The following is an 18,974-nucleotide window of genomic DNA, read 5'->3' on the forward strand; positions in this document are numbered from 1 at the left end:
GCACTACCCCTGCGTCAGCCCTGCAACCCCGGCAGTTCACGCAGGTCGTCGATCACCGCCACCGCATGCGCGCTGGCCAGGTCCAGACCGCGCGGGTAGCCGTAGCGGACCAGCGCGATCGGCATGCCCGCATCTTCGGCGGCGCGGTAGTCGGTCAGCGAATCACCCACCATCAGGCAGGCATCGACCGGCAGCCCGAAGTGCGCAGCGATATGCCGCAGCGGCTCACCGCTGGGCTTGCGCTGCGGCAGTGAATCGCCGCCCAGTACCAGCGCAAACGCATCACCGATGCCCAGGTGCTGCAGCAGCGGCGGCACCAGTGCTTCGGGCTTGTTGGTGCAGATCGCCAGTGGCACGGCGCGCGCGCGCAGCTGCGCCAGTGCCTCGGCCACGCCATCGAACAGGCGCGGGCTGCGCAGCAGGCATTCACGGTAGTGCACCATGAACACCGGCATCACCTTGGCCAGATCGACCTCACGACCGGCGGCGTGCACGGCCTGTTCGACCAGGCGGCGCACCCCGTCGCCGATCCAGCCGAGCACGGTGGCTTCCGGCACGCGTGCCATGCCGATGGCTTCCAGCGTGCGGTTCAGCGCTTCGGCGATGTCAGATGCGCTGTCGACCAGCGTGCCATCGAGATCGAATACGACCAGCGGATAGGGATACGACAAGGGACGACGCCTGTACAACGTGGGGCCGTCCATTGTACGCCGCGCTTTTTGCCCGGGATCGGCCTCAGCCGATCCTGCGTGCGCGGGTGGCCAGAAAGGTGGGCAGGTAACGGTCGATCAGGAAGCGCGGCTTCGGCTGCCAGTCTTCCATGAACCGATCAATCACGAAGCCTGCATCCAGCTGACCGCCGATCAGTTCGGTCAGGCTGTGGCCAAAGGTCAGCGCATCGCCGCGGGCGAGTTTCGCCTCACGCTCTGCGGCGGGCAGGTCTTCCAGGTCCGAATAGGGAATGGCGTACTGCGGCCGGATCAAACCCTGTGCATCCAGCTGCGGATCACGTGCACCGACGAACAGCACCGGGTTGTAGAAGCTGGCCATCAACATGCCATCGCGCGCCAGCACGCGGCGGCATTCGGTCCACACCGGGCGCACGTCGGGTACGTACAGGTTGGAGATCGGATGGAACACCACGTCGAAGCTGTCATTGGCGAATACGTGCAGGTCGCGCATGTCGCCCTGCACCGTGCGCAGCTGCAGGCCGTCGCGCGCAGCGACCCTGCGGTCCTGTTCCAGCTGCCCATCGGACAGGTCGAACACGGTGACGTCGGCGCCCGCAGCGGCCAGCACGGGTGCCTGCTGGCCGCCGCCCGAAGCCAGGCACAGGATGCGACGGCCGCGCACGTCGCCCAGCCAGTCCAGTGGCAGCGCGCGTGGGGTCAGGTGCACCTGCCAGCGGCCTTCGCGCGCGGCGGCAATGGTTGAACTCTCCACCGGGCGCGACCATTCGCGCACTTCGCTGGCCTGGCGGTCCCAGGCAGCACGGTTGTGGTCGATCAAGGCCTGTCCATGGTTCATGTGTTCTCCTTGCCCGGTGGGCGCCAATCCAGATCCTGGAAGGCCGGGCTGGCGAAACACTCGGCCAGGTAATCCAGGAATCGCCGCATGATAGCGGGCTGCTGGCGCCGTGATGCGTACACGGCATGAATGCCGAGCTCGTCCAGACTGAATCCGGGCAGCAGTTCGATCAGCTCGCCGCTGCGCAGCAGTGGCGCCACCTGGTAGGTCGGCAGCATGGCGATCCCGGCACCGGCGCGTACCGCCTCCAGCAGCAGCGAGGCATCGTTGGCGCTGATGTTGCCGCCCACCGCCACCGACAGCGAACGGCCATCGCGGTGCAGCTGCCACAGGCTCTTGCCGACGTAGTGGTGGGTCAGGCAGTTGTGCGCGGCCAGGTGCTCCGGCGCGGTCGGCGTGCCACGCGCCTGCAGGTACGACGGCGTCGCGCACAGCACCGAGCGGCAGGTGGCCAGCCGCCGCGCGATCAGGCTGGGGTCGATCTGGCGCGCGATGCGCACGGCCAGGTCCACGCGCTCCTCGACCAGGTTCACCGTGCGGTCGACCAGCAGCAGCTCGATGCGCGCCGCCGGATGGCGCGCGACAAAACCGGCCACCGCCCGTGCCAGGTGGCTCTGCCCGAACGACACGCTGGCGGTCACGCGCAGCGTACCGTGCGGCTCGGGATCATCACTGGCCAGCTCGCCCTGCAGTTCTTCGCCGATCGCCAGCATCTGCCGGAAGCGCGCCAACGCCGCCTCGCCCGGGCCGGTCAGGCTGACCCGGCGCGTGGTCCGGTGCAGCAGGCGTGCACCCAGCCAGCCCTCGACCTCGGCCAGGTAGCGGCTGACCATCGCCCGCGACATGTCCAGCACTTCCGCGGCGGCGGTGAGGCTGCCGCGCTCGGCCACCTCGACAAACACGGTCATGGCGGTCAATCGGTCCATATGCTCGATCCACGCAACAAACAAGCGCGTTATACGCTGTTTTTCGAGCGACTGCAGCAGCCTAGAGTGGCCCCATTCCCAGCCCACATCGCCCCACGGAGTCCTGCCATGAAGATCGCCCTCGTTGGTTCCACCGGCAACATCGGCCGCCAGATCGCCCGCCACGCGCTGGCCCACGGCCACGAACTCACCGTCATCGTGCGCAGCGCGCAGGACCTCCCGGCCGAACTGGCCGGCGCCCATCCGGTGATCGCCTCGCTGGATGACCAGGACGCGCTGGTCGCCGCCATCGCGGGCCACGACGTACTGGCCAGCGCCTACGGCCCGCGCCCGGGCGACGACATCGGCCGCGTGGGCGAGATCGCCGCGCAGCTGGCGGCCGCCGCGCGCAAAGCCGGCGTACCGCGCCTGGTGGTGGTGGGTGGCGCTGGCAGCCTGGAAGTCGCGCCGGGCGTGCAGCTGGTCGATACCCCCAACTTCCCGGAAGCCTACAAGCCGTACGCGCTGGCCCATCGTGAAGCCTTCAATCGCCTGCAGGCAGTGGACGACCTGGACTGGACCTTCTTCTCGCCGGCCGCCGAAATCGGCCCGGGCGATGAGCGTGGCCAGTATCGCGTGCAGCCCAGGGCCTTCCTGGCCGACGCCAGTGGCCACAGCCGCATCAGCTATGCCGACTACGGCGCCGCGTTCGTCGCCGAGCTGGAAGCGCACCAGTACCCGAAGCAGATCATCACGGCCGCGTATTGATCGACGCGCGAGCCCTGTAGGGCCAAGCCCACGCTCGGCTCCCTATCCGACACAAGGAATTCCCCATGCGTACCGCTGCCCTGCTGCTTCCCCTCGCCCTGGCCGCCACGTTCACCAGTGCGCCGCTCCTGGCCGCACCGGCCACCGCGGCGCCGGCCGCCGCGACGAAATCACAACTGCACCTGCAGACCTTCCATCCCGGCCCGCAGGCGATGTTCTCGGTATCCTCGGTACTGATCGAAGGCCGCCATGACGCGATCCTGGTCAACGCGCAGTTCGGCGCCAGCGACGCACGCAAGCTGGTCGAACGGATCCGCGCCAGTGGCAAGCAGCTGACCACGATCTACATCAGCCACGGCGATCCGGACTACTACTTCGGCCTGGCCACCCTGCAGGATGCCTTCCCGCAGGCACGCATCGTCGCCACTGCGCAGACCGTCGCCCACATCCAGCAGACCCAGGCCGGCAAGCTGGCCTACTGGGGACCGAAGATGGGTGCCGACGTGCCGGCACGCATCGTGGTGCCGCAGGTGCTGGACGGCGATGCCCTGCAGCTGGAAGGCCAGCGCCTGCCACTGATCGGCCTGGATGGCCCGACCCCGGACCGCACGGTGCTGTGGGTACCGTCGCTGCGCGCGATCGTCGGCGGCATTCCGGTGGTGGCCGGTGAGCACGTGTGGATGGCCGACACGCAGACGCCGAAGTCGCACACTGACTGGCTGCAGACCCTGCACCGGTTGCAGGCACTGAAGCCGAAGGTGGTGGTGCCGGGGCATTACGCGCCGGGTGCCGCACTGGATGCCAGTGCGCTGCGCTTTACTGCGGACTACATCCGCGCGTTCGACGCTGAGGCGGCCAAGGCCAAGGACAGTGCGGCACTGGTGAAGGCGATGCAGGCGCGCTACCCGACGCTGGCCGGCGTGGCATCGCTGGAGCTGAGTGCGAAGGTAGCCAAGGGCGAGATGCAGTGGCCATGAGGTAGGGGGTTCTTCTGCAGGGCTGCGCCCTGCACCTGCCCAATGCAACGGCAACAGCCGAAGCAACAGCAACAGCTGGCTATCCGTGGGATGGCGAGGTGGGTCCGGTTGCCCCACCCCGCCTTCGACAGATCTCGGCAATCTGCCGGGGTCGGATCCCGTTGCTGCGCAACGGGCTCTGACCCCGCCTTTGCCGATCAGAGGGATGTGGACTCGTTCGGTCCGTGCTCGAACAACTCCCCCTGCACCACCGGTTCCTTTTCGCGGAAGCCGCCCAGCCCGACACCCACCAGCCGATAGCGCGTCTCCGCTGGCAGGTCGACGCGGGTGCGCAGGGCCAGTGCGATGTCGCGCAGTTCTTCCATCGATTCCGGCGGACGTTCCGGGGTGAAGCTGCGGGTGAGGATGCGGAACTGCGCGGTCTTCAGCTTCAGCACCACGGTATGACCGACACGCTCGGTCTTGCGGGTTGCCTTCCAGGTCTTCTCTGCCAGCTGCACGATGGCCTCGGTCAGGTCTTCCAGCAGCAGGTCCTCCGCGAAGGTGTCCTCCGAGGAAATCGACTGCACCTGCTGGTCCGGTTCCACCGGCCGCTCGTCGATGCCGCGTGCGCGGTTGTACAGGCTGCGGCCGAAACTGCCGAACGCTTCTTCCAGATCGATCAGTGCCCACTGCCGCAGGTCGCCGCAGGTGGCGATGCCGCGCGCGGCCAGCTTGCCTTCCATCACCTTGCCGACGCCAGGCATCCGGCTTACCGGCAACGGCAGCAGGAAGGCGTCCACCCGCTGCGGCGGAATCACGAACTGGCCATCGGGCTTGCGCCAGTCCGAGGCGATCTTGGCCAGGAACTTGTTCGGCGCGATCCCGGCTGAAGCAGTCAGGTTCGTCTCCTCACGGATCTGCATGCGGATGGTACGGGCGATATCGGTAGCCAGTTCGATGCCGCTCTTCGGCTCGGTCACGTCCAGGTAGGCTTCATCCAGTGACAACGGTTCAACCAGGTCGGTGTGGCGCAGGAAGATCTCGCGCACCTGGCGTGACACCGCCTTGTAACGTGCGAAGTCGGGCGGCACGAAGATCGCATCCGGGCACAGGCGTTCGGCCCGCACTGCCGGCATGGCCGAACGCACACCGAACACGCGTGCCTCGTACGATGCCGCGCACACCACCGAGCGTGCGCCGCGCCATGCCACAACTACCGGCTTGCCGCGCAGTGACGGATCGTCGCGCTGCTCCACCGACGCGTAGAACGCGTCCATGTCAACGTGGATGATCTTGCGCAGTCGGGTCATGTCAGGTGGAAAAGGCGGGGCCGGGCCGGGTGGGCCACACGCCGAAGTATGGTCGTTGCACATCAACAGGATGCGCGTATTCCCTTGAAAACACTACGGTTGCGTACGGTTGAAATGTTTGATCGGCGCAGTTTCCACGGGCATTCTCGGGCGCTTGTTTCCCTGTTCTCCGCTTCCAGGATTGTGCTTCATGACCCGTCTCCACGCGTTCAACCGCGAACAGCTGCTGGCCAGCGCACGCGGTGAACTGTTCGGCACCGCCGCCGGCCGTTTGCCCAACGACCCGATGCTGATGTTCGACCGCATCACCGACATCCGAGAGGACGGCGGACCGCATGGCAAGGGCATGGTACGCGCCGAACTGGATATCCGCCCGGACCTGTGGTTCTTCGGCTGCCACTTCATCGGCGATCCGGTGATGCCAGGCTGCCTGGGCCTGGATGCCATGTGGCAGCTGACCGGCTTCTTCCTGACCTGGCTGGGTGCACCCGGCAAGGGCCGCGCGCTGGGCTGTGGCGAGGTGAAGTTCACCGGCCAGGTATTGCCGGACGCCAAGCTCGTACGCTACGAGATCGACATCAGCCGGGTCATCAACCGCAAGCTGGTGATGGCCCAGTCGGACGCCCGCATGTACGTGGACGACCGCGAAATCTACAGCGCGCGCGACCTGCGCGTCGGCCTGTTCACCGAAACCGGGAGCTTCTGATGCGTCGCGTCGTCATCACCGGCATGGGCATCACGTCCTGCCTCGGCAATGATCTGGATACCGTTTCGGCCGCGCTGCGTGAAGGACGCTCGGGCATCACCGCCCTGGCCGACCACGCCGAAGCGGGCCTGCGCAGCCAGGTCGGCGGTCGTGTCGACCTCGATCTGGAGGCGCTGATCGACCGCAAGCAGAAGCGCTTCATGAGCGACGCGGCGGCCTTCGCCTACCTGGCCATGCGCGATGCCATCGCCGATGCCGGGCTCAGCCCCGAGCAGGTCAGCAGCCTGCGCACCGGCCTGATCGCCGGTTCCGGTGGCGGCTCCAGCGAATGGCAGATCGGCGCGGTCGACCTGCTGCGCGAACGTGGCGTGCGCAAGGTCGGCCCGTACATGGTGCCGCGCACGATGTGTTCGACGGTCTCGGCCTGCCTGGCCACGGCCTACCAGATCAAGGGCGTCAGCTACTCGCTGTCGGCTGCCTGCGCGACCTCGGCGCATTGCATCGGCGCCGCTGCGGACATGATCCGGCACGGTGCGCAGGACATCATGTTCGCCGGCGGTGGCGAAGACCTGCACTGGTCGATGAGCGTGATGTTCGATGCGATGGGTGCCCTGTCGACCAGCTTCAACGAAACCCCGGCCAGTGCCTCGCGCCCGTACGACAAGGACCGCGACGGCTTCGTCATTGCCGGTGGTGGCGGCATGCTGGTGCTGGAGGATTACGACCACGCCGTCGCACGCGGTGCTCACATCCATGCCGAGCTGATCGGCTATGGCGTCACCTCCGACGGTGCCGACATGGTGGCGCCCTCCGGTGAAGGTGCGGTGCGCTGCATGAAGATGGCGCTGCAGGGTGTCGATCGCCCGCTGGACTACCTGAACACCCACGGCACCTCGACCCCGCTTGGCGATGTCACCGAGCTCAACGCGATCCGCGAAGTGTTCGGCGATGCAGTGCCGCCGCTGTCTTCGACCAAGGCGTTGTCCGGGCACTCGCTCGGTGCAGCCAGCGTGCACGAGGCGATCTACTGCCTGCTGATGATGCGCGATGGCTTCGTTGCCGGTTCGGCCAACATCGGCGAGCTGGACCCGAAGGTGGAGAGCTTCCCGATCCTGTGCGAGAGCCGCGAGCAGAAACTGGATACGGTAATGTCCAACAGCTTCGGCTTCGGTGGCACCAACGCCGCGTTGGTGTTCGGGCGGGTGTGATGGGGGCAGGTGTGCCGACCAACGGTCGGCACCCACCAATAGATGTAGAGCCGAGCCATGCTCGGCTCAGTGCCGGCCAACGGCCGGCACCCACCTTACTTCGGCAGCAACGGCAGCAGCAGCGCGTGCGCATCCACCAGGGATCCAACGATGCGGTGTCCCAGGGCACGCAGCTCTTCATCCGGATGCACCAGGTCAGGCACCTGGATCACGGTCATGCCGGCCGCCAGCGCCGCGCGCGTACCGGCCGGTGAATCCTCCAGCGCCAGGCAACGCCCGGGCACCTGCCCCAATCGCTGCGCGGCCAGCAGGTAGATATCCGGCGCCGGCTTCGGCCGCGCCACGTCGCCACTGGTGATCACCGCATCGAAATACGGCAGCAGGCCAGCAGCGGCCAGCTTGCGGTTGGCCCGCGGCTGCCGCGTGGTGGTGGCCACCGCCCGCGGTACCGCGTGCACTTTCAGCAGCTCCAGCAATTCCAGGATGCCCGGACGCAACGGCAACCCGGTCTGTGTGCGTGCCTCATACAGGTCGTGGCAACGTGCGGCCACCGCATCGATCACGCTGTCCTCGATGCCCTGCGCGCGCAGCAGCGCGTGCGAATCGCGGTCGCCGAGGCCGACCATGCGCAGGAACACCGCCTCGTCCAGGCCCAGCCCGAATTCATCGGCGGCCTGGCCCCAGCAGGCCAGCGAGACACGCTCGCTGTCGATCATCAGGCCGTCCATGTCAAAGATGACGGCGTCGGGGAGAAACGGCAGCGCAGCGATGGGGGTCATGGAGCGAACAGCGTATCCAGGTCGGTAGGGGTGAGCTGCCGCCATTGCCCTTCGTCCAGCCCCTGCAGGTCCAGCCCGCCGACGCGGCTGCGGTGCAGGGCCTGCACGTGGTTGCCGGTGGCGGCGAACATGCGGCGTACCTGATGGTAGCGGCCTTCGTGCAGCACCAGCCGCGCACGGCGCGCACCCAGCACTTCCAGTTCAGCCGGCAGCAGGGGCGTCTTCTCCGATTCCAGCATCAGCGTGCCGCTGGCGAACAGCGCCACCTCGTTGCCGCGCAGGTCCTCGCTCAACTCGACCTCATAGACTTTCGGCAGCTTCGACTTCGGCGAGATGATCCGGTGCAGCAGGCCACCATCGTCGGTCAGCAACAGCAGGCCACTGGTCTCGCGGTCGAGGCGGCCGACCGTGGACAGCACCGGATCGCGGTCGCGGAAGCGCGGCGGCAACAGGTCGTAGATCAGGCGCCCGGTGTCCTTGGTCGAACAGGTGTAGCCAGCCGGCTTGTGCAGCGCGATCGACAGCCCCGGCGGTGGGTCCAGCGGCTCGCCATCGACCCGGATGGCGTCATGCGGCACCTGGTCGTCGGCATACAGCACCTCACCATCGGCGTCGGTGACGCGGCCTTCGCGGAACATCCACTGCACCTGCTTGCGGCTGCCATAGCCCAGGTTGGCGATGTGCTTGACCAGCTTCACTTGCCCTTCCCCTTCACGGCTTCCACCAGCTTGAAACCGTCGCGCTCGGCGACCACGCGCACCGCGCCGAAGCTGTCGTTGAGTGTGTGCTCGTAAGGCAGGTGGCGGTTGGCCACCACGTACAGGCGCCCGCCCGGGCGCAACGCCTGCGCAGCCACGGCGATGAAGCGCTGGCCGATGTCCGGGCGGTCAGCGCGCGAAGGCGTGTGGAACGGCGGGTTGCTGATGATGACGTCGTAGCCCGGCTCGATGCCGGCGGTGACGTCCTGCCACAGGAGACGCAGCGGCAGCGGGCGCGGCGGCGGCGCCAGATTGAGCTCGGCCAGCGCCAGCGCGCGCTGCTCGGCCTCGTACAGGTCCAGCGCGGTGATCTTCGGGCAGCGTTCCAGAAGTTCGCGCGACAGATAGCCGTAGCCGGCGCCGAGGTCGGCGGCGCGTCCGGCCAGGTCGGCCGGCAGGTGCTCGGCCAGCAGCGCCGACGCCGGATCGATGCGATCCCAGGCGAACACGCCCGGGCGGCTGAGGAAGCGACCGCCCACGATCGGGCGCACCGCATCCAGCGCCGACCAGCGCTTGGCCAGGTCAACGTCGTGCTGGCCCTGCAGCGGGGCGGTCCAGTACACGCGGCAGTGGTTCTTGGTCAGGCAGCCACCGAGGCCGGCCAACTGCTTGAGGTCGCCCTCGCCCGAACGCGCACCTTCGTTGTTGGACTGGCAGGCAACGATGCGGCCACCATCGGCGACCAGCGCCAGCGCACGGGCGAACAGCGCACGGGCTTCTTCGCGCTGGCGCGGCGGCAGCACCAGCACCAACGGGTAGCGGCCCTTGCCGGCCGCGTCATCCAGCTGCCCGCTCACGGTCCAGCCGGCAGCCTGCTGCAGCGGTTGCGCGAACGGGGCGAAGCTCTGTTCGCAGTGCACCTCGCGGTTGCCGGCCACTTCGCGCAATGGCCAGCCATCGCGGGCACGCAGGAAGGCCACCGGGCCCTCCGGCCAGCGCAGGGCGCCTTGGGAGAACGGCAGGAGCAGGGTCTGCAGGGGGGCGTCGTCGCTGGAGGCCATCGGCGCGGGTACTTCAAGCGTGAGGGCCGTCCATTGTACCGGCTTGGCCGGGCCGGCCCCGGCGGCCCGCTTTGCGAAACCCGAACGGGGCCTTGATCCGCCAGAAACATTGAAACGTTCAGGGTAGAGGCTCCCCCGGAAACCCAGGAGAACCTGCATGCGAGCCTTGTTCGTCGGTGGCGTGGTCGACAACAGTGAAATGGACCTGGAAGGCAGCCATCCGCCCGTGCACTACCCAGAGGACACCGGCGGCGGCCACTCGCGCTATCGGCTGCATCAGATCGGTCATGGTGCCGACGGCAGCGTTGCCTACGCCGTCTATGGGGCACCGGACCTGGCCGATGACGAGGTGGCGAGGGTTGCAGAGGAGCGGGCGTACGCACGCCGATTCGAGGCGACGCCGACGTTGTTCGAGCACTGACACATCTGCAGCGCCCGAGCCCACGCTCGGGCGGCGGCAGAGCCGAGCGTGGGCTCGGCTCTACATCGGATCAAGGCGCCTTGGGTGGCAGGCGGTTGATACTGGCGATTTCATCCAGCCACACATGGTGCTGCTGCACCGGCGTGTCGTAGTCATCCAGGCGCAACTGGCCGTTGCTGCCTTCATCACCAGCGGCGTTGCGGTATTGCTGCACAGTTGGCCTCACCGCCACCGTGCCGAGCAGGCGGCGGCCATCGTGCAGAATCAGTTCCACCTGCGTTTCGCCATCCAGCTGCGGCAGCAGGGCTTCCAGGCGCGCGATCTGCGCCGGATCGGTGTGGATACGTGGAGCTATACGGGACATCGGCGACCTCCTGACTGCAGGGTCGCCGATCGGCCGTGAATGTTCAGTGCAGCGCGCTGTCCGCGCGCGGCACCTGCACCTTGCGCACGGCAGCCACCAGCTGCGCTACCGAGTACGGCTTGGCCACATGCTCCTGGAAGCCCGAGGCCAGCGCGCGGCGACGGTCGTCGGCACGCGCCAGTGCAGTCACCGCCACCGCAGGCAAGGTCGCCGCATCCACGCCCATGTCCTCGCGCAAGGTGCGCACCAGCCCATAGCCATCCATGCCCGGCATGCCGATGTCGGTCAGCAGCACGTGGTATTGCAGGTGGCCGGTGTCGGCCAGCAATGCCAGCGCTTCGCCGGCCGAGCTGGCCGCAGACACGCTGGCGCCCTGCTCTTCCAGCATGCGCCGCAGGTACTCCAGCACTTCCGGCTGGTCTTCCACCGCCAGCACATGCATGCCGCGCAGCGGATACGGCTCGACGATCACCGGCTCCAGGATCGGCCCGCTGATCACTTCGCGCAGCGGCCGCCGTTCGGCATCGGGAACATGCTGGGGCAGGCGCACGGTGAAGGTCGCGCCGTGGCCGTGGCCCTCGCTGGCCGCAGTGACCGTGCCACCATGCAGTTCGACCAGCTGCTGCACGATCGCAAGGCCCAGGCCCAGGCCGCCATGGCGGCGGGTGGTGGTGCCGTCGGCCTGGCGGAAGCGGCTGAACAGATGATTGAGGAATTCGGGTGCGATGCCATCACCGCTGTCACGCACGGTGATCTCCCAGTAGTTGCCGTCGGCCCGCAGCTGCAGGTCGATACGGCCTTCAGCCGGGGTGAACTTGATCGCGTTCGAGAGCAGGTTCCAGAACACCTGCTGCAGGCGCGTGGCGTCGCCCAGCACCAGGCTGGGTTGCGTGGGCAGCTGCAGGTGCACGTCCAGCGCCTTGCCTTCGGCCACCAGTTCCTGCGCGCCGACTGCCTCACCCAGCACCGCGCACAGGTCCAGCACTTCCACCTCCAGCTGCACCTTGCCCAGCAGCATGCTGCTGAGGTCGAGCATGTCCGAGATCAGCCGCTTCTGCGCACCGGCGCTGTTGGCGATCACGTTCAGGCCCTTGTACAGCGGACTGGTGTTGTCCACGCGCTGCAGAAGCAATTCGCTCCAGCCGAGGATGGTGGTCAACGGCGTACGCAGCTCATGCGACAGCGTGGCCAGGAATTCATCCTTCAGCCGCGCCATGTTTTCCGCAGCACTGCGCGCGGCACGCTCGGACTGCAGCAGTTCCTCGCGGGCCAGCTCGATCTCGCGGCGTTCGGTCACGTCCGGGCTGCTGCCGGCCAGGCCGATGAAGCGGCCCATGCGCGAGAAGCGCGGGCGGGCGTTCATCTCCATCCAGCGCCACTGGCCATCCGCACGGCGTGCGCGCACCAGCGCATGCATGGAGCGCTGCGCCTTCAATGCTTCCTGCAGTTCGTACTCGAAGACCGATGCGTCGTCCGGATGCACCAGGCCGCGCCAGACGTCCTCCGGCACGCGCGTCTCGTCACCGCCGAAGAACTCGCTGAAGGCACTGTTGACGAAACGGGCATGGCCGCGCTCGTCCAAGACCCACACCGGCATCGGCAGGCCGTCGGCCAGCGCACTGAAGCGGGCTTCGCTTTCGCCCAGCTCCACTTCCATCTGCTTGCGTGCGGTGATGTCGAAGAACAGGATGCCGACCTTGTCCTCGCCCGGCCGGCCCACGCGCACCGCATCCACCGCGAACGAGCGGCCCAGCGCACGCGCCTCCATCTCGAACTGGGCCGGGCGGCCGCTGCGTGCGACCTCGCCATAGATGCGGAACCAGTCCTGCTCATGGCCGGGCTCCAGCGCCGTCATGCGCTTTCCACGCGCATCCTTCAGCCCGGTGTGGCGCTCGAAGGCATCGTTGACCTCGATGAAGCGGTAGTCGACCGCACGATCACCCTCGAACAGCACCTGGATCACGCAGAAACCGGCGTTGATGCGCTCAAGCACGCCATGATGCAGGTCGGGTTCGGGCGCCGGCACCGTCATCGGTGGGCGCTCCACGAGGGGCGGCAGTGTGGACAAGGGTGTCTGTGCAGGCCAGATTGGAGGCACAGCATCTTCCAAAGGGCGTATTCACAGCGTCAAGCGCCGTCAGTCATGGTTGACGTCGATGAATTGGCGGCAACCGCTCTTGCAGACAACGCATGCGGCCATTGCCGATACCGGGAAGCAGGATCACACTCGATCTGTGATCAACATCGCCCCCATCGAGGGGACGCAGGAGACCGTGATGAAACGCTCACTCGCGATTGCCCTGTTGGCAGGCGCCCTGGCGGCGGGCGGCGCCAGCGCGGCCCCGCGCACCGTGACCGACCCGGAAGCTCCCCGCGCATTGCAGGCCGATGGCCCGGTCAGCGTGAAGTGGGACGATCCGGCCAAGTTCACCGAGATCCGCCAGAGTACCAACCGCTTCGAAGCCGAGCGTGGCGACTGGGTGCAGCAGCTGGCACGCTACCTGCAGACCGCTGCCGCCAAACCGCTGCAACCGGGACAGACGCTTGATGTGACCCTGGTCGACATCAAGCGCGCCGGTGACTACGAGCCGTGGCACGGCCCGCGCGGCCGCGACATCCGGATCATGCGCGACATCTACCCACCGCGGATCAGCCTGCAGTACACGCTGAAGGACGCCAGCGGCCGCATCGTCAGCGAGGGCGACGCGCGCCTGAGCGATACCGGCTACCTGCACAACATCGGCCTGAAGAGCGACAGCGATCCACTGCGCTACGAAAAGCGCCTGATCGACGACTGGGTGAAGCGGCAGCTGACAGCGCAGGCCACCGCAGCACGGTAGGCCCATCGGCAGGTGTCGACCTTGGTCGACACGCATTCACAGCGCCGACCAGGGTCGGCCGCTACTGATGCCGAGCGTGGGCTCGGCTCTACACGTACACCTTCGCCACGCGCTTGACCGCGCACGGCAGCTGGTAGGCACTGACGCCACAGCGCGGCGCCAGCTCCGACAGCGTCGGCGCGGAACCCCACAGCTCCACCACGCTGCCGATGCCGGCCTGCGGATGCGCGGTCAGGTCCACCGTCAACATGTCCATCGACACGCGCCCGATCAGCCCGCCGGGCTGGCCGTCGATCAGCACCGGGGTGCCGTTCGGGGCGAACTGCGGGTAACCGTCGGCATAGCCAAGCGCGACCACGCCCACGCGGGTGCGCGCCTTGGCCACGAAGCGCGCGCCATACCCCACTGGTTCACCGGCTTCAATCCAGCGATCGGCGATCACCTTGGACTGCATCGTCATCACCGGGCGCAGTCGCGCGGTCAACGCGGTGTCATCCGGCAGCGGGTTGGCGCCATACAGCATCAGGCCCGGGCGCACCCAATCGCTGCGCACCTCCGGCCAGCCCAGCAGCGCCGGCGAGTTGCACACGCTGGTCTCGCCCTCCAATCCATCAATGGCGCGCGCGAAGGTTGCGGCCTGCTCGCGGGTGCGCTCGCTGTCCAGTTCGTCGGCACGTGCCAGGTGGGTCATCAGCACGATGCGCTCGACCTGCGGCAGCGCCGACAGGCGTGCATGCGTCGCGCGGAAGCTGTCCACGTCCAGGCCGAGGCGGTGCATGCCGCTGTCCAGCTTCAGCCACACCGTCAACGGGCGCGGGCTGTCGAACGCCGCCAGTGCCTCCACTTGCCACGGCGAACCGACGGCGAACCAGAAGTCATGCTCGGCCACCAGCGCCATGTCGCTGGGCTCGAAGATGCCTTCCAGCAGCAGGATCGGCGCACGGATGCCGGCCTGGCGCAGCTCCAGTGCCTCCTCGATGGTGGCCACGCCGAAACCATCGGCCTCACCTTCCAGCGCCTGCGCACAGCGCACCGCGCCATGCCCATAGGCATCGGCCTTGATGATCGCCAGGGCCTTGCCACCGCCCAGTTCACGGGCGAGCCGGTAGTTGCTGCGCAGGGCGCCCAGATCGATCAGCGCGCGGGCAGGACGCATGTGCGGTTCTCGTGTTGCGGCGCGTGACCGTACTGGCCGTAGCGGAAAATATCCAGGCCTTCGGTGCTGATCTGCGGCTGTCGCGCGCTCATCAGGTCGGCCAGGTAGCGGCCCGAGCCGCAGGCCATGGTCCAGCCCAGCGTGCCGTGTCCGGTGTTGAGGTACAGGTTGCGGAACGGCGTGGCGCCGATCACCGGCGTACCGTCCGGCGTAGCCGGGCGCAGGCCGGTCCAGAACTGCGCGCGCGACAGGTCGCCGCCCTTCGGGTAGAGGTCGCGGACCACCAGTTCCAGGGTCTCGCGGCGGCGCTGCGACAGCGACAGGTCGAAGCCGGCCACTTCGGCCATGCCACCGACACGGATGCGGTCGTCGAAGCGGGTCACCGCCACCTTGTAGCTCTCATCGAGGATGGTCGAGGTCGGCGCCATCGCCGGGTCGGTGATCGGCAGGGTCAGCGAATAGCCCTTCAGCGGGTACACCGGCAGGCGCATGCCCAGCGGTGCAACCAGCGCTGGCGAGTAGCTGCCAAGCGCAACCACGAAGCGGTCGGCGGTTTCCAGCTTGCCGTCGATGCGCACGCCGGTGATGCGGTCGCCATCGAATTCCAGGCCGGTGATGTCCTGGTCGAAGCGGAATTCGACGCCGGCATCCACGCACATCTGCGCCAGGCGGCGGGTGAACAGCTGGCAGTCGCCGGTCTGGTCACGCGGCAGGCGCAGCGCGCCGACCAGGCCATCGACGTGGGCCAGGGCCGGTTCGGCCTGGATGATGCCGGCGCGGTCCAACACCTCGTACGGCACGCCGTACTGGGCCAGGATCTCGATGTCCTGCGCCGAGGCATCCAGCTGCTGCTGGGTGCGGAACAACTGGGTGGTGCCCAGGTCGCGGCCTTCGAATTCGATGCCGATCTGCGCGCGCAGCTCGTTCAGGCAGTCGCGGCTGTACTCGGACATGCGCACCATGCGCGCCTTGTTGATCGCATAACGCTCGTGGGTACAGTTGCGCAGCATCTGCCACAGCCAGCGGTACTGGGCCAGGTCCATGCCCGGCCTGATCGCCAGCGGCGCGTGTTTCTCGAACAGCCAGCCGATCGCCTTCTTCGGCACGCCCGGCGCCGCCCACGGCGAGGTATAGCCGAACGACAGCTGGCCGGCATTGGCGAAGCTGGTCTCCAGCGCTGGGCCGGGCTGGCGGTCGATGACCGTGACTTCAAACCCGGCCTGTCGCAGGTACCAGGCACTGGTAGTGCCGATCACGCCGCTGCCGAGAACTAGGACTCGCATGGGACTTCTCCAACCCGATCATTCCCTGCACTGGAGCGTGCCGGGGCCATAATTGGGGAAGTATAGACAGTCAATACCAGTTGATTTGCCTGAATTGAAATCAACAGGCAGGATGTTCTCCTGCAATTCATTCCCCAAGGTTGACGGCCATGGCCAACCGTACCCGCGAACTGGACAAGATCGACCGCAAGATCCTGCGCATCCTGCAGGCCGAAGGCCGCATCTCCTTCACCGAGCTGGGCGAGCGGGTCGGCCTGTCGACCACCCCGTGCACCGAGCGCGTGCGCCGCCTGGAACGCGAAGGGGTGATCACCGGCTATCACGCCCACCTCGACCCGGCCGCGGTAAAGGCCAGCCTGCTGGTGTTCGTGGAGATCAGCCTGGCCTACAAGTCCGGCGACATCTTCGAGGAATTCCGCCGCGCCGCGCTGAAGCTGCCCAACGTGCTGGAGTGCCACCTGGTGTCGGGCGACTTCGATTACCTGCTGAAAGCACGGATCAGTGAAATGGCTTCCTACCGCAAGCTGCTCGGCAGTACGTTGCTGACACTGCCGCATGTACGTGAGTCGAAGAGCTACATCGTGATGGAAGAGGTGAAGGAGACGCTGAGCCTGCCGATTCCGGATTGAAGCTGGGAACCGGTTGGGGTCAGAGCCCGCTGCGCGGGATCCGACCCCGGTCGGCATCTGGCAAGGGGTCGGATCCCGCGCAGCGGGCTCTGACCCCGGTCATGGCGACAGTCAGCGCTGCTGCGGATGCTTCTGCGAGCGCTGTTCCTGCTGCTTGCCGCCCTTGTGCGGCGGCTGCGGCTCCATCTGCTGTTGTTGCTGTTGCTGCTGCGGGTTGCGGCCCTGCGGTTCCTTGCCGGGATGACGGTTCTGCTGGTTTTTCATGGTCGCGATCCAGTGGACGAAGGACATGCGGCGGCGGGATGCCGGCGCAGGGCCACGGTGGTCCCGGAACGGTTAATCGCAGGCGAAAAAGCAGTGATCGGCTGGATGCTGTTTTCGTGCGTTCAGCCCGCTCAGCGCCAGCCAGCAGCCAACCTTGGTCGCACCAGGGCTCAGCGCTTGATCTGCTGCCCGTCGCCAGCCGGCACGCTGTCGTAGTAGCGGCCGGTGCGCGAATCGAACACGCGGTTCGGGCCGGCCGGGCGCACGCCGGGAACAATGCGGCCATTGCGGTCATAGACCTTGTCGGCCGGCTTCGGTACCGGTGCCGGCGCGACCCGGGCCGGACCGGTGGACTTGATCGGCTGCACCGGCTGCGGCGACGGCAGCACCTGCGGTTGCGGGCGAGCAGCCTGTGGCGGTGGTGCCACGGGCTGCGGCGCCACGGTGGTCGCGCTGCGGGTCGCAGTCGGGTCGGCGGTCGGCACCTGCGCCAGCGCCACGATGGGCAACAGGGCCAGCAGCAGGGGAAGGATCGGTTTCATGGCACGCTCCGGCGTGGATCGCGTTCACCTTGCGCCTGCCCCTGTGTGCCGCCCATGAACGGCCATCACACTTGCAAGGTCGCGCTTTCACCCCCACGTTTTCCACCATCCCCAGGCCATCAACCCACGGAGCGCCGCCATGACCGCCTTCGACCTGACGCCCCCCACTGCCACCCAGACCGAGGCGCTGATCACTGGTCTCAGCAGCGAGGAGCGCCGCGTGCTGCTGCAGCACGGCACCGAGGCGCCGTTCTGCGGCGTGTTCCTCGACAACAAGCGCGAGGGGGTCTACTGCTGCAGGCTGTGCGCGCTGCCACTGTTCCGCTCCAGCACCAAGTTCGATTCCGGCACCGGCTGGCCCAGCTTCTTTGCCCCGTTCGACCCGGCGCACGTGCGCGAGATCCGTGATACCAGCCACGGCATGGTGCGCACCGAGATCACCTGCGCGCGCTGCGGCAGCCACCTGGGCCACGTGTTCCCGGACGGCCCGCCGCCCACCTACGAGCGCCACTGCCTGAACTCCGTCTCACTTTCGTTCACCGGCAATGGCGAGCCCTGGCCCGATCCGTTGCAGCGGGGCGGCGCGGAAAGCGGCGTGGCCGGCTGAAACACCCCGCTGACCGATTTCACAGAATTCCCTCTTCAGAAACCCGGGCGACGGGCCGACAAGGAGATATCCCCTCTCCCTGCGTCGCCCCATGCTCATCATCGTCGGATTCCTGGTCGTCATCATCAGCGTGATCGGGGGCTACCTCGGTGCCCACGGCCGCCTGGGTGCCCTCTGGCAGCCCTACGAGCTGGTCATCATCGGCGGCGCCGCGCTCGGCGCGTTCCTGGTCGGTACCCCGGCCAAGACGGTCAAGCAGACCCTGCAGGCCATGGTGGGTGTGTTCAAGGGCCCGCGCTACAAGCAGCAGGACTACATCGATGTGCTCAGCCTGCTCTATGAACTGCTCAACAAGGCCCGCCGCGAAGGCTTCATGGCGTTGGAAGACCATGTCGAGCGCCCGGCCGAAAGCGCGCTGTTCGGCAATTACCCCAAGGTGCAGGCCGACCACCACCTGATCGACTTCATCACCGACTGCCTGCGCCTGATGATCGGCAGCAACATCGAGCCGCATGAGCTGGAACCGCTGCTGGAACTGGAGCTGGAAAAGCACCACGCCGAGGCCATGGCGCCCTCACAGGTGCTGACCAAGGTCGCCGACGGGCTGCCCGGTTTCGGCATCGTCGCCGCGGTGCTGGGCATCGTCATCACCATGGGCTCGATCGGTGGCGACATCGTCGAGGTCGGTGGCCACGTGGCCGGCGCGCTGGTCGGTACCTTCCTGGGCATCCTGCTGGGCTACGGCTTCGTCGGCCCGATGGCGGCCGCGATGGAGGCCCGCGCCGAGCAGGACAGCCGCATCTACGAATCGGTCAAGACCGCCCTGCTGGCCTGCCTGCGCGGCTACAACCCGAAGATCGCGCTGGAATTTGCCCGCAAGACGCTGCCGTCGAACGTGCGCCCGGCCTTCTCCGATTTCGAGCAGCACCTGAAGACGGTCAAGTAAG

At 67.4% G+C, this 18,974-nt stretch carries 22 protein-coding genes; 9 read left to right on the forward strand and 13 right to left on the reverse strand.

The features are described from left to right. Positions 1 to 14: 14 nt before the first annotated feature. The 3 genes from gph to ACM0PK_RS07255 all read right to left on the reverse strand — a co-directional run bounded on the left by gph (position 15) and on the right by ACM0PK_RS07255 (position 2,453). Entirely contained in the window at positions 15 to 671 is a 657-nt protein-coding gene (gene gph / locus ACM0PK_RS07245; protein WP_414606967.1) for a phosphoglycolate phosphatase, read from the reverse strand. A gap of 64 nt (positions 672 to 735) precedes the next feature. Then, a complete protein-coding gene (locus tag ACM0PK_RS07250) occupies positions 736 to 1,527 on the reverse strand; it encodes a class I SAM-dependent methyltransferase (RefSeq protein ID WP_005415136.1) in 792 nt (263 codons plus the stop codon). Continuing rightward, positions 1,524 to 2,453, reverse strand: coding sequence for a LysR family transcriptional regulator (locus ACM0PK_RS07255; protein WP_111129494.1), 930 nt, complete (start codon positions 2,451 to 2,453; stop codon positions 1,524 to 1,526). The genes ACM0PK_RS07250 and ACM0PK_RS07255 overlap by 4 nt, the downstream gene beginning before the upstream one ends. Positions 2,454 to 2,561: 108 nt before the next feature. On the opposite strand from ACM0PK_RS07255, the gene ACM0PK_RS07260 reads away from it, so the two are divergent. Next, a complete protein-coding gene (locus ACM0PK_RS07260; protein ID WP_180885604.1) occupies positions 2,562 to 3,200 on the forward strand; it encodes an NAD(P)-dependent oxidoreductase in 639 nt (212 codons plus the stop codon). A 65-nt stretch (positions 3,201 to 3,265) separates the two neighbouring features. Continuing rightward, the gene (locus ACM0PK_RS07265; RefSeq protein WP_414606968.1) at positions 3,266 to 4,177 is read left to right on the forward strand and encodes an MBL fold metallo-hydrolase; all 912 of its coding nucleotides are present in this window, start codon (positions 3,266 to 3,268) and stop codon (positions 4,175 to 4,177) included. 197 nt (positions 4,178 to 4,374) lie between these two features. Here ACM0PK_RS07265 and dinB read toward each other — a convergent pair whose 3' ends face one another. Beyond that, positions 4,375 to 5,469 carry a DNA polymerase IV gene (gene dinB, locus ACM0PK_RS07270; protein WP_414606969.1) on the reverse strand — a complete coding sequence of 365 codons (1,095 nt, stop codon included), beginning with the start codon at positions 5,467 to 5,469 and terminating at the stop codon, positions 4,375 to 4,377. 190 nt (positions 5,470 to 5,659) lie between these two features. Here dinB and fabA point away from each other — a divergent pair, with 190 nt between their 5' ends. Beyond that, on the forward strand, positions 5,660 to 6,175 hold the full coding sequence (gene fabA / locus ACM0PK_RS07275; protein ID WP_005415130.1) for a 3-hydroxyacyl-[acyl-carrier-protein] dehydratase FabA: 516 nt from the start codon (positions 5,660 to 5,662) through the stop codon (positions 6,173 to 6,175). After that, the gene (gene fabB, locus ACM0PK_RS07280) at positions 6,175 to 7,383 is read left to right on the forward strand and encodes a beta-ketoacyl-ACP synthase I (RefSeq protein WP_414606970.1); all 1,209 of its coding nucleotides are present in this window, start codon (positions 6,175 to 6,177) and stop codon (positions 7,381 to 7,383) included. Before fabA ends, fabB begins: the two co-directional genes overlap by 1 nt. Positions 7,384 to 7,478: 95 nt before the next feature. Here the strand turns inward: fabB and ACM0PK_RS07285 are convergent, their stop codons facing one another. The 3 genes from ACM0PK_RS07285 to ACM0PK_RS07295 are packed head-to-tail and all read right to left on the reverse strand — an operon-like array spanning position 7,479 to position 9,921. Continuing rightward, positions 7,479 to 8,162 (reverse strand): HAD family hydrolase, encoded by a 684-nt coding sequence (locus tag ACM0PK_RS07285; RefSeq protein WP_072167739.1) that lies wholly within the window; start codon positions 8,160 to 8,162, stop codon positions 7,479 to 7,481. Beyond that, positions 8,159 to 8,860: a pseudouridine synthase gene (locus ACM0PK_RS07290; RefSeq protein ID WP_180885600.1), complete on the reverse strand. Its 702-nt coding sequence runs from the start codon at positions 8,858 to 8,860 to the stop codon at positions 8,159 to 8,161. The genes ACM0PK_RS07285 and ACM0PK_RS07290 overlap by 4 nt, the downstream gene beginning before the upstream one ends. After that, on the reverse strand, positions 8,857 to 9,921 hold the full coding sequence (locus ACM0PK_RS07295) for a class I SAM-dependent methyltransferase (protein WP_180885598.1): 1,065 nt from the start codon (positions 9,919 to 9,921) through the stop codon (positions 8,857 to 8,859). The genes ACM0PK_RS07290 and ACM0PK_RS07295 overlap by 4 nt, the downstream gene beginning before the upstream one ends. Positions 9,922 to 10,078: 157 nt before the next feature. Between ACM0PK_RS07295 and ACM0PK_RS07300 the strand changes: the two genes are divergently transcribed. Beyond that, on the forward strand, positions 10,079 to 10,342 hold the full coding sequence (locus tag ACM0PK_RS07300) for a hypothetical protein (RefSeq protein ID WP_005415125.1): 264 nt from the start codon (positions 10,079 to 10,081) through the stop codon (positions 10,340 to 10,342). 70 nt (positions 10,343 to 10,412) lie between these two features. Here ACM0PK_RS07300 and ACM0PK_RS07305 read toward each other — a convergent pair whose 3' ends face one another. Together ACM0PK_RS07305 and ACM0PK_RS07310 are read right to left on the reverse strand one after the other, a co-directional pair. Continuing rightward, on the reverse strand, positions 10,413 to 10,706 hold the full coding sequence (locus ACM0PK_RS07305; RefSeq protein ID WP_019660923.1) for a DUF3247 family protein: 294 nt from the start codon (positions 10,704 to 10,706) through the stop codon (positions 10,413 to 10,415). 43 nt (positions 10,707 to 10,749) lie between these two features. Continuing rightward, positions 10,750 to 12,738: a hybrid sensor histidine kinase/response regulator gene (locus tag ACM0PK_RS07310; RefSeq protein WP_414606971.1), complete on the reverse strand. Its 1,989-nt coding sequence runs from the start codon at positions 12,736 to 12,738 to the stop codon at positions 10,750 to 10,752. A 244-nt stretch (positions 12,739 to 12,982) separates the two neighbouring features. Here ACM0PK_RS07310 and ACM0PK_RS07315 point away from each other — a divergent pair, with 244 nt between their 5' ends. Further along, entirely contained in the window at positions 12,983 to 13,546 is a 564-nt protein-coding gene (locus ACM0PK_RS07315) for a DUF3016 domain-containing protein (protein WP_049412742.1), read from the forward strand. Positions 13,547 to 13,634: 88 nt separating this feature from the next. On the opposite strand, the gene alr is transcribed toward ACM0PK_RS07315, so the two are convergent. Together alr and ACM0PK_RS07325 are read right to left on the reverse strand one after the other, a co-directional pair. Next, positions 13,635 to 14,702, reverse strand: coding sequence for an alanine racemase (gene alr, locus ACM0PK_RS07320; RefSeq protein WP_134972308.1), 1,068 nt, complete (start codon positions 14,700 to 14,702; stop codon positions 13,635 to 13,637). Beyond that, positions 14,681 to 15,985 (reverse strand): D-amino acid dehydrogenase, encoded by a 1,305-nt coding sequence (locus ACM0PK_RS07325; RefSeq protein ID WP_099486354.1) that lies wholly within the window; start codon positions 15,983 to 15,985, stop codon positions 14,681 to 14,683. The genes alr and ACM0PK_RS07325 overlap by 22 nt, the downstream gene beginning before the upstream one ends. Positions 15,986 to 16,134: 149 nt before the next feature. On the opposite strand from ACM0PK_RS07325, the gene ACM0PK_RS07330 reads away from it, so the two are divergent. Then, complete coding sequence (locus ACM0PK_RS07330; protein WP_414606972.1) at positions 16,135 to 16,614, forward strand: Lrp/AsnC ligand binding domain-containing protein; 480 nt, start codon at positions 16,135 to 16,137, stop codon at positions 16,612 to 16,614. A gap of 111 nt (positions 16,615 to 16,725) precedes the next feature. Here ACM0PK_RS07330 and ACM0PK_RS07335 read toward each other — a convergent pair whose 3' ends face one another. Together ACM0PK_RS07335 and ACM0PK_RS07340 are read right to left on the reverse strand one after the other, a co-directional pair. Next, complete coding sequence (locus ACM0PK_RS07335; protein ID WP_072167733.1) at positions 16,726 to 16,905, reverse strand: lana protein; 180 nt, start codon at positions 16,903 to 16,905, stop codon at positions 16,726 to 16,728. A 143-nt stretch (positions 16,906 to 17,048) separates the two neighbouring features. Beyond that, positions 17,049 to 17,420 carry a classical arabinogalactan protein 4 gene (locus ACM0PK_RS07340; RefSeq protein ID WP_111201836.1) on the reverse strand — a complete coding sequence of 124 codons (372 nt, stop codon included), beginning with the start codon at positions 17,418 to 17,420 and terminating at the stop codon, positions 17,049 to 17,051. A 139-nt stretch (positions 17,421 to 17,559) separates the two neighbouring features. On the opposite strand from ACM0PK_RS07340, the gene msrB reads away from it, so the two are divergent. Both msrB and motA read left to right on the forward strand, forming a co-directional pair. Further along, positions 17,560 to 18,027 carry a peptide-methionine (R)-S-oxide reductase MsrB gene (gene msrB, locus ACM0PK_RS07345; RefSeq protein ID WP_231352508.1) on the forward strand — a complete coding sequence of 156 codons (468 nt, stop codon included), beginning with the start codon at positions 17,560 to 17,562 and terminating at the stop codon, positions 18,025 to 18,027. Positions 18,028 to 18,118: 91 nt separating this feature from the next. Continuing rightward, positions 18,119 to 18,973 (forward strand): flagellar motor stator protein MotA, encoded by an 855-nt coding sequence (gene motA, locus ACM0PK_RS07350; RefSeq protein WP_005407915.1) that lies wholly within the window; start codon positions 18,119 to 18,121, stop codon positions 18,971 to 18,973. Position 18,974: the final 1 nt, after the last annotated feature.

It is taken from the genome of Stenotrophomonas sp. FR010 (assembly GCF_047520755.2).
GTDB classification, from domain to species: Bacteria; Pseudomonadota; Gammaproteobacteria; order Xanthomonadales; family Xanthomonadaceae; genus Stenotrophomonas; species Stenotrophomonas sepilia.

Coding starts and splice junctions, on each gene's coding strand:
- ACM0PK_RS07250 (WP_005415136.1), bottom strand. CDS start 1,527: ATGAACCATGGACAGGCCTTGATCGACCACAACCGTGCTGCCTGGGAC.
- ACM0PK_RS07255 (WP_111129494.1), bottom strand. CDS start 2,453: ATGGACCGATTGACCGCCATGACCGTGTTTGTCGAGGTGGCCGAGCGC.
- ACM0PK_RS07260 (WP_180885604.1), top strand. CDS start 2,562: ATGAAGATCGCCCTCGTTGGTTCCACCGGCAACATCGGCCGCCAGATC.
- ACM0PK_RS07265 (WP_414606968.1), top strand. CDS start 3,266: ATGCGTACCGCTGCCCTGCTGCTTCCCCTCGCCCTGGCCGCCACGTTC.
- dinB (WP_414606969.1), bottom strand. CDS start 5,469: ATGACCCGACTGCGCAAGATCATCCACGTTGACATGGACGCGTTCTAC.
- fabA (WP_005415130.1), top strand. CDS start 5,660: ATGACCCGTCTCCACGCGTTCAACCGCGAACAGCTGCTGGCCAGCGCA.
- fabB (WP_414606970.1), top strand. CDS start 6,175: ATGCGTCGCGTCGTCATCACCGGCATGGGCATCACGTCCTGCCTCGGC.
- ACM0PK_RS07285 (WP_072167739.1), bottom strand. CDS start 8,162: ATGACCCCCATCGCTGCGCTGCCGTTTCTCCCCGACGCCGTCATCTTT.
- ACM0PK_RS07295 (WP_180885598.1), bottom strand. CDS start 9,921: ATGGCCTCCAGCGACGACGCCCCCCTGCAGACCCTGCTCCTGCCGTTC.
- ACM0PK_RS07300 (WP_005415125.1), top strand. CDS start 10,079: ATGCGAGCCTTGTTCGTCGGTGGCGTGGTCGACAACAGTGAAATGGAC.
- ACM0PK_RS07305 (WP_019660923.1), bottom strand. CDS start 10,706: ATGTCCCGTATAGCTCCACGTATCCACACCGATCCGGCGCAGATCGCG.
- ACM0PK_RS07310 (WP_414606971.1), bottom strand. CDS start 12,738: ATGACGGTGCCGGCGCCCGAACCCGACCTGCATCATGGCGTGCTTGAG.
- ACM0PK_RS07315 (WP_049412742.1), top strand. CDS start 12,983: ATGAAACGCTCACTCGCGATTGCCCTGTTGGCAGGCGCCCTGGCGGCG.
- alr (WP_134972308.1), bottom strand. CDS start 14,702: ATGCGTCCTGCCCGCGCGCTGATCGATCTGGGCGCCCTGCGCAGCAAC.
- ACM0PK_RS07325 (WP_099486354.1), bottom strand. CDS start 15,985: ATGCGAGTCCTAGTTCTCGGCAGCGGCGTGATCGGCACTACCAGTGCC.
- ACM0PK_RS07330 (WP_414606972.1), top strand. CDS start 16,135: ATGGCCAACCGTACCCGCGAACTGGACAAGATCGACCGCAAGATCCTG.
- ACM0PK_RS07335 (WP_072167733.1), bottom strand. CDS start 16,905: ATGTCCTTCGTCCACTGGATCGCGACCATGAAAAACCAGCAGAACCGT.
- ACM0PK_RS07340 (WP_111201836.1), bottom strand. CDS start 17,420: ATGAAACCGATCCTTCCCCTGCTGCTGGCCCTGTTGCCCATCGTGGCG.
- msrB (WP_231352508.1), top strand. CDS start 17,560: ATGACCGCCTTCGACCTGACGCCCCCCACTGCCACCCAGACCGAGGCG.
- motA (WP_005407915.1), top strand. CDS start 18,119: ATGCTCATCATCGTCGGATTCCTGGTCGTCATCATCAGCGTGATCGGG.